General features: G+C 71.3%; 8 protein-coding genes. 7 read left to right on the top strand and 1 reads right to left on the bottom strand.

What is annotated here, in order from left to right; translation table 11 throughout:
* Positions 1 to 99 precede the first annotated feature (99 nt).
* Positions 100 to 3,447, bottom strand: coding sequence for a discoidin domain-containing protein (locus RYN42_RS18775; protein WP_315098692.1), 3,348 nt, complete (start codon positions 3,445 to 3,447; stop codon positions 100 to 102).
* Between the two features lie 315 nt (positions 3,448 to 3,762).
* Between RYN42_RS18775 and RYN42_RS18770 the strand changes: the two genes are divergently transcribed.
* The 7 genes from RYN42_RS18770 (at position 3,763) to sigK (ending at position 7,311) form a co-directional block, all read left to right on the top strand.
* Positions 3,763 to 4,341, top strand: a complete 579-nt coding sequence (locus RYN42_RS18770) for a 1-acyl-sn-glycerol-3-phosphate acyltransferase (RefSeq protein WP_315098689.1) — start codon at positions 3,763 to 3,765, stop codon at positions 4,339 to 4,341.
* A 31-nt stretch (positions 4,342 to 4,372) separates the two neighbouring features.
* Positions 4,373 to 4,963 carry a DinB family protein gene (locus tag RYN42_RS18765; protein WP_315098686.1) on the top strand — a complete coding sequence of 197 codons (591 nt, stop codon included), beginning with the start codon at positions 4,373 to 4,375 and terminating at the stop codon, positions 4,961 to 4,963.
* Positions 4,956 to 5,402 (top strand): SRPBCC domain-containing protein, encoded by a 447-nt coding sequence (locus tag RYN42_RS18760; RefSeq protein WP_315098683.1) that lies wholly within the window; start codon positions 4,956 to 4,958, stop codon positions 5,400 to 5,402. The genes RYN42_RS18765 and RYN42_RS18760 overlap by 8 nt, the downstream gene beginning before the upstream one ends.
* Before the next feature lie 36 nt (positions 5,403 to 5,438).
* Positions 5,439 to 5,609 (top strand): CsbD family protein, encoded by a 171-nt coding sequence (locus tag RYN42_RS18755; protein ID WP_315098681.1) that lies wholly within the window; start codon positions 5,439 to 5,441, stop codon positions 5,607 to 5,609.
* 120 nt (positions 5,610 to 5,729) lie between these two features.
* Complete coding sequence (locus RYN42_RS18750) at positions 5,730 to 6,362, top strand: winged helix-turn-helix domain-containing protein (RefSeq protein ID WP_315098679.1); 633 nt, start codon at positions 5,730 to 5,732, stop codon at positions 6,360 to 6,362.
* Between the two features lies 1 nt (position 6,363).
* A complete protein-coding gene (locus tag RYN42_RS18745; protein ID WP_315098676.1) occupies positions 6,364 to 6,555 on the top strand; it encodes a hypothetical protein in 192 nt (63 codons plus the stop codon).
* Between the two features lie 180 nt (positions 6,556 to 6,735).
* Positions 6,736 to 7,311 (top strand): ECF RNA polymerase sigma factor SigK, encoded by a 576-nt coding sequence (gene sigK, locus RYN42_RS18740; RefSeq protein WP_315098674.1) that lies wholly within the window; start codon positions 6,736 to 6,738, stop codon positions 7,309 to 7,311.
* Positions 7,312 to 7,478 lie beyond the last annotated feature (167 nt).

Here is a 7,478-nt window from a genome sequence, read left to right as displayed (position 1 = left end):
TTTGGGGGCCCCTTTGGTGGCCCGGGGGTTGGTGGGGTCCCGCACACCGACCGTCCGCCGTCGACCGCCCGGGTCCTCGGAGCCCGGGCGTCTGGGGGCCTAGTTGCGGTTGATGGTGAACGTGGACGTGGTGTTCCTGATGTCCTGCGCGTTGTTGCTCAGGCGCAGGTTGGTGAACGTCACCGAGCCGACCGCCGGTCCCTGGCCCTGCTCCGGCATCTCGTTGACCCAGATGCCGAACCCGGACTTGGCGTCCCAGGCGTCGCCGCTCTTGCGGGCCCCCGTGATCGACACGTTGGTGAAGACCGTGTCGGTGATCGGGTTCTGCGGCTGGGTGGGGCTGGTGTAGTTGGTCTGGAACATGATCCCGGAGTAGGTGGGGTCGACGATGTCCACGTCGCTGACCCGGATGCCCTGGAACTTCTTCGACGCGGAGAACACCCAGATGGCGGGGAACGTCTGGTTGCCCCAGAAGTGACCGCCGGCGCGCACGATCGAGATGTTCTGGAAGCTCGTCGGCGCCGCGGAGCCGAACTCGTCCATCGGGTACCCGAAGTCGAGCGAGCTGATCGTGATGCCGGAGTACACGAGCGTGTCCGCGATGTAGATGTTCCGGAACACGTTCCCGTACCCGCCGTAGACCGCCAGCCCCGCCGCGCGCCAGGTGACCAGCGACGTGAGGTTCTCGTAGACGTTGCCGGTCTGGCCGGTGCCGCCCGCGTCGGTGGCCGCGAACAGGGCGAACGAGTCGTCACCCGTGCCGCGCGCCTCGATGTTGGCCACCCGGTTGTTGGCGCTGCCGTTGGTCATGTTGATGCCGTCGGCGAACGTGTTCCGGATGCGCGAGCTGGTGATCGTGCTGGAGTCCATGTTGGACGCCCAGAACATGCAGATCATGTGCTCGACCCACAAGTTGTCCACCGTCATGTTGGCGACGTTGGTGAAGTCGAGGACCTTGCCGGGTCCGTCGATGCGCGAGGTGTAGTTGCCGAAGTAGGCGAACCCGCGGAACTTCGACCCGTTGGACGACGCCTCCGCGCGGAAGCCGACGTCGGTGTTCTCCTGACCGGTGGGCGCGAAGAACCGGGTGAACCAGGGACCGGCACCGACGATGTCGACCGCCTTGCCGTACACCTGGAACTTGCTCGAGGTGCTGTAGTCGCCGGCGGGCAGGTAGACGCCCTTGATCGTGCCCGTGGTGTCCATGCGCGCCCGGTCCAGGGCGTTCTGGACGTCCTGGTGCGTGAACCCGGTGGGCTGCACGTACTGCGCCGGGTTGGGGTTGGGGTCGGCCGTGGCCAGCTCCGTGTTGATGAAGTCGACCGTCACCGGCTGGGGGTTGCTCGCCGTGCGCTGCAGCCGGATGGTCGCGCCCGCGGGGACGGTGGTGCCCAGGAGGGTGCTGGCCTCGTCGTAGATGTGCCGCGGCCCGCCGGAGCTGGGGTTGTTGTTCGGGCCCTTCTCGTCGCCGTAGAGCCACGCGAACCGTGACGTCAGGTCGAGGCGCTTGAGGTAGGTGCCGTTGACGAAGACGTCGATGCTCCCGCTGGCTCCGGTGCCGGCGGCGTTGTCCGGGATCGAGAACCGCGTGACCAGGGTGTTGGTGGGGTTCTTCGTCGTCCACTCGACCCAGGAGCCCGTGGCGCTCAGCGTGGCCGCGCGGCGCCCGGAGGCCTCGCCCGCCAGGTCGCCGACCGTGCGGTTGGGGCCGACGAGCACCGCGCCGCCGCCGGTGCGGCCGTCCTCGGCCTCGTACATGTCGAACGGCAGGCGCGCGCCGCGGCCGACGAAGATCCCGCCCGAGACCACGTTGTTCGCCTGCTTGCCCGGCACCTCGGTCGAGTCGGCGGCCACCGCGCTGGACACGTCGTACGTGCCGTTGCCGGCCGTCCAGGTGCCCAGGTTCACCGTCCCGCTGGTCGCGCCCACGCCGATGCTTCCTTGCACAGACCCGGTGAGCGTCCGGACCACGGTGCCGGTGGTGGAGTCCTTGATGGTGACCGTCAGCCCGTGCGCCGCGGTCGACGTGGCGATGGTGCCGTTGTTGGCGACCGCGCCGGTGAACGTGACGACCGCGCCCGCGGCCGGGTTGCTCGGGGACCAGCTGACCACGGGGACCAGGTCGGAGCTGGGCACCGGGGACACGACGAGCTTCGTGGGGTTGCTGTACGCGTTGTTGGACTCGTTCTGCTCGACCACCGTGTTGGCCGGGTCGGCCACGGCGCCGATCGTGTAGGAGCCGGCGGCGCGGCCGCCGATGCTTCCCGTCACCGTGGCGGTGGCACCGGGGTTCAGGGCACCGACGTTCGCGTTGACGGCGTTCTGGCCGTCCACCTGGAAGGCGAGCGTCGTGGCGGCGGACGCCGACGTGCCGACGTTCCGCACGGTCGCCGTGAGCGTGAGGGGGGTCGACTCGGTCGCGTTGGCCGGGCCGGTGACGCCGGTGACGGTGAGGTCAGGGTTGGGTGCCGCGGCGCCGAACACCTGCAGCTCGGCCACCTGGCCGTTGCCGGCGCCGGTGTTGCCGGTGAACACGAGACGGACGTCGGTGGCGGTGCCGATCACGGGCACGGTGACCGTGTTGCCGGTGGACGGGCTGAACGCGCGGGCGGCCGAGGGCGCGAGCGTGGTGAACGCTCCGGTGCCGGTGCGGCCCTCCACGGAGAAGGTCTGGGTGCGGTTGCCCCACGCCCCGTCGGGGTTGAGCCTGACGGTGACCGCAGACAGCTGGCTGGCTGACGCGAGCGTGACGGTGAGGTTGCTCGGGTACTGACCGCCGGCGCCCTCCCAGTAGCTGCCGAGGTTCCCGTCGACCGCGTTCCCGGCCGTGTAGGTCCACTCGGTGGAGGAGGCGACGATCGGCCTGCTCAGCGCGAGGTTCTGGCCGGTCGGAGGGGTGGTCGGCGTCGGTGTCGGGTCCGGCGTCGTGGTGCCGTAGACCTCGAGCTCCGAGAGCTGCCCGGCCGGCCAGCCGGTGTTGGCCGTGATGCTCAGCCGCACGAACCGCACGGAGGTGTCGGTGACGTCGACGTTCACGGTGTTGGCCGCGCCCGGGTCGAACGTGTAGCCCGTCGAGGCCTTCAGGGTGGTGAACGTCGAGCCGGTGGTGGAGCCCTGGACGGTGATCGTCTGCGTCCGCGCTCCCCAGGCGCCGGTCGGGAGCTTCAGGGTGAGGTCGGTGACCGTGGCGGCGCTGCCCAAGTCCACCTGCACCCACTGCGGGAGCTGGTTGTTGGTCGACTCCCAGTAGGTCGACTGGTTGCCGTCCGTGACGTTGCCGGCGCCGTAGACGTCCACGGTGCTGCTGGCGGTGGCGGGCTTGCCCGCGGCGAGGTTCGGGCCGGCGGCCACCGCGCCCTGCGCGAAGACCGCGAGGCCGAGCGGGGCGACGAGCGCCGCCGTGGCGGTCGCCACGACGGCGAGCCTGACGTTCCTTCTCATGCTCATGAGGTGGTCCCTCGTTCTCCCGCCGGGGCGGGGTCCGTGCCGGGCGCGCTGCCCGTTCCCGCACGCCCGACGGTGGACCCACGGGACCGGCCTGTCGGGGGGGCGTCGGTGCCCCACCGGCACGAGCACGGCGGTGAACTGCGGAGCCGACGCCGTTCGCCAGTTTGCCGCGTGGTACACCACTTTGTGCGTGCGACATGTCGAGTTCTTGCAGCGTCGTGACCAGACACTACGAACCCCCGTGGTGTGCAGTCAAGAGAGGGTCGCAATCCCTCACACGTCGGTGTGACTGCGGCCTCGGGTACCGTCCAGTCCGTGACGCTCCGACGCACCCTCGCCCTCGCCTACTGGCGGCTGAGCCGGTGGACCCTTCAGACCGAACGCGTCCCGGTGGACGGTGCCGGCCTGCTGATCGGTGCGCCGCACACGTCGAACTGGGACTTCATCCTCATGCTCGCGATCAGTGGCGAGGCGGACCTGCCGATCCGGTGGCTGGGCAAGCACCAGCTGTTCCGCGGCCCGGCAGGTCCGGTGATGCGCGCGCTCGGCGGCATCCCCGTGGACCGTCGCGACCCGGCCGGTCTGGTGGACGAGCTGGTCGCGCGCATCCAGGGGGGTGACCGCTTCTACCTCGTCGTCACCCCCGAGGGCACCCGCAGCGGCTCCGGCTGGAAGTCGGGCTTCTACCGCATCGCCCGCGCGACCGACCTGCCGGTCACCCTCGGGTACGTCGACCGCACGACGATGACCGCGGGCCTGGGCCCGACCCTCCGGCTGACCGGCGACGTCGCCGGGGACATGGACGAGGTCCGAGCGTTCTACGCCGACAAGGCCGGCTTCGCGCCCTCTCGCCGGACGGAGCCGCGCCTCCGGGAGGAAGCCGCCACCGAGTGAGTGTCACCGGGCTTCGCTACGGTCGGGAGCTGTGGAGAACTTCGACTGGTCGATCCTCACCGTCCCCACGCCGCGGGCGGTGGTCCGCGGGCAGCTGGAGTACTCCTGGTGGGAGCTCGCGCGCCGCCTCGAGACCCTCACGCAGGACGAGTTCGAGTGGGAGCCGGCACCGGGCGCCCTGAGCGTCCGGCGGCGCTCCGAGAGCACCGCGCCGCGCACGTTCGGCGTCGGTGACTGGGTGGTCGAGTGGCCCGAGGGTCCGGACCACCCCGGTCCCCGCACGGTCGCGTGGCTCGTCGCGCACCTCACGGAGGTGCTCACCGAGCGCCACGACTGGACGTTCGGCGCGCACGAGGCCAAGCGACCCACGTTGACGTACTCGGGCGAGGTCGGACCGGCCGTCGCCGAGCTCACCCGGGTGGCCGACGCCTGGCGCGCGGCGATCGCTGACCTGTCCGACGATGACATCTTCACGGTCGGCCTCAGCCAGGCCACCGAGATCGATGCGCAGTCACCGTTCGCGCACCTGGTGGCGCACATCAACCGCGAGATCATCCACCACGGGTCGGAGATCTTCACGCTCACCGACCTGTACCGCGTGCGGGGAGGGCACCATGTCTGAGAGTCACGTCGCTCGAGCATCCGTCGACGTCCCGGCGTCAGCCGAGACGGTGTGGGACACCCTGGTCGACCCCGAGGCCACCTGGATGATGGGCGCCCGCATCACCAGCGCCTACGTGGTCGGCGTGCCCATCACGTTCGACGGCGAGTGGGACGGCAAGCCGTTCCAGGACCACGGCGAGATCCTCGAGGTGGAGCGGCCCCGGCGCCTGCGGTACACGCACTTCTCGCCGCTGAGCGGCCAGCCGGACGTCCCCGAGAGCTACCACCACCTGACCTTCACGTTCGAGGAGCACGGCGGCTCCACGACCGTCACCCTCGAGCAGGACGGCAACGGGTCGGCTGAGGAGGCGGCGCACTCGACCGCGAACTGGGAGCAGGTGCTCGGCGCCCTGCGGGATGCGGTCGTTGCGGATGCGGACGGCGCGGAGCAGCCGTAACGTCGAGGAGTTGCCAACCCGAGAGGAGTGATTCTGATGGGTCTCGACGACAAGATCAGCAACGCTGCGGAAGAAGCCAAGGGCAAGGTCAAGGAAGCCGCCGGCAAGGCGACTGACGACGAGCGGCTCGAAGCAGACGGCAAGGGCGGTCAGGCCAGCGCGAACGTGAAGCAGGCTGGCGAGAACGTCAAGGACGCGTTCAAGTGATCTGACCCGTCCCGCAGCACGACGAAGGCCTCCACCACGGTGGGGGCCTTCGGTCTTTCCTCAACGCCTCTTTCGCAACGACTCTTGCGCAATGACCGTTGCGTAGCATACGGTCAAGTCATGAGCACCACGGAGACCAGCGAGGCCCGGGCCGACCGCAGCGACCCCGAGCGGATCCGCGCGCTGGCACACCCCCTGCGGCTGGCACTGCTGGAGTTCCTCGACGACACGCGCGAGGCGACCGCCACCCAGTGCGCCAAGCACACGGGTGAGTCGGTGGCCAACTGCTCGTTCCACCTGCGCCTGCTGGCGCGCTACGGGTTCATCGAGCCCGCCGAGCCGCGCGGGCGCGAGCGTCCCTGGCGCCCGAGCGCCCGGCGCGAGCAGTTCGTGCCCGACGACTCGGTCCCCGGCTCCGTCCGCGCCGTCGTCGAGCTGGCGGAGGTGGCCGTGCAGCAGGGTGCCGCCGGCTTCATCGACTTCCTGCACCAGCGCGCGGACCGCGCGGCCGAGCTGGCCGGCCGGCCCCTGCCGACGTCGATGACCAAGGACACGTTCTGGGCCACGCCCGAGGAGACCGACGCGCTGCTGCGCGCTGTGAACGCGCTGTTCGAGCCCTACGTCGCCCGCACGCTCGACCCCTCGACCCGGCCGGAGGGCGCCCTCCTCATGCGCTGGTTCGCCACCAGCCACCCCGACCTTGCGGTCGAACCCGCAGCTGGCCCCAGCACCACCACACCCGAGGAGGCGTGACATGGTCGCGCTGACGTACGACGTGCGCACCGTGCGCATCCCCGTCCCCCGACTCGTCCTGCGCTCCACGCGCGCCCGGCTGGCACGTCCGGCCGCTCCGGCTCCCGTCGAGGCGTGGCAGCACGCCGAGCGCCGGGTGCACGAGCTGCGCCGCGAGGCCCACCTCGACGCCGCCGTCGCCCTGCGCCGCTGAGGGAGCCATCCGCGCGGGCGTCGGCACCGAACCACCACCGACCCACCCGAACCGACGGACGACGGACCCATGTCCCTGCTGCAGCTGTCCCCGCCACCGGTGCGCCTCCCCAGGCGCACCGGTGCTCGGCTCGCGCCGGCCGAAGGGCGGGTGGGCAGGTCCTGGGGCACACTGGCCCGCGTGGAGCGAGGACCGGACGAGTCGAGCGCGTCCCGCTCCGCCGAGTCCCTGCTCTCGGACGTGGCGCGGGGCGACGACTCCGCGTTCGCCGCCCTGTACGACGCGCTCGGACGCGGGGTCTTCGGCACCTGCCTCGGCGTCCTGCGGGACCCCGACCACGCGGCCGAGGTGGCCCAGGAGGTCTGGGTCGAGGTCTGGCGCACGGCCGCGCGGTTCGACCGCGAGCGCGGCTCCGCGCGCACCTGGACCCTGACGCTCGCGCACCGGCGGGCCGTCGACCGCGTCCGGGCGGTCCAGGCCCAGCGCGACCGCGACCAGCGCGTCCTCGACTCCAGCGCCGAGCGCGAGTTCGACGTGGTCGCCGACGAGGTGGAGTCCGCCCTCGAGCAGGTCCGCGTCCGCGACTGCCTCGGCACCCTGACGCCCACGCAGAAGCAGGCGGTGGTCCTCGCGTACTACGGCGGCCGGACCTACCGTGAGGTGGCCGACGAGCTGGCTGCGCCCCTGCCGACCGTGAAGAGCCGGATCCGGGACGGGCTGCTCCGGCTGCGCGACTGCCTGGGGGTGACGTCATGACGATCTCCGACGACGACGCCCGCACCCTGCTCGGCGCCTACGCGCTCGACGCCGTCGACCCCGACGAGCGCGCCGCGGTCGAGCGCCTCGTCGCCTCCGACCCCGCCGCCGCCGACGAGCTGGCGCAGCTCAGCGCCGTCGCCGCAACCCTGGGTGACGCCGTCGCC

The organism is uncultured Cellulomonas sp. (genome assembly GCF_963527515.1).
GTDB lineage: Bacteria > Actinomycetota > Actinomycetes > Actinomycetales > Cellulomonadaceae > Cellulomonas.
Note: the sequence above shows the minus strand (reverse complement) of the source record. Positions and strands in the feature narration are given on the sequence as shown.

Bases quoted from the DNA above. Each gene is read 5' to 3' on its own strand.
- RYN42_RS18745 (WP_315098676.1), top strand. From the start codon at position 6,364: ATGGTCGCGCTGACGTACGACGTGCGCACCGTGCGCATCCCCGTCCCC.
- RYN42_RS18755 (WP_315098681.1), top strand. From the start codon at position 5,439: ATGGGTCTCGACGACAAGATCAGCAACGCTGCGGAAGAAGCCAAGGGC.
- RYN42_RS18775 (WP_315098692.1), bottom strand. From the start codon at position 3,447: ATGAGCATGAGAAGGAACGTCAGGCTCGCCGTCGTGGCGACCGCCACG.
- RYN42_RS18760 (WP_315098683.1), top strand. From the start codon at position 4,956: ATGTCTGAGAGTCACGTCGCTCGAGCATCCGTCGACGTCCCGGCGTCA.
- RYN42_RS18750 (WP_315098679.1), top strand. From the start codon at position 5,730: ATGAGCACCACGGAGACCAGCGAGGCCCGGGCCGACCGCAGCGACCCC.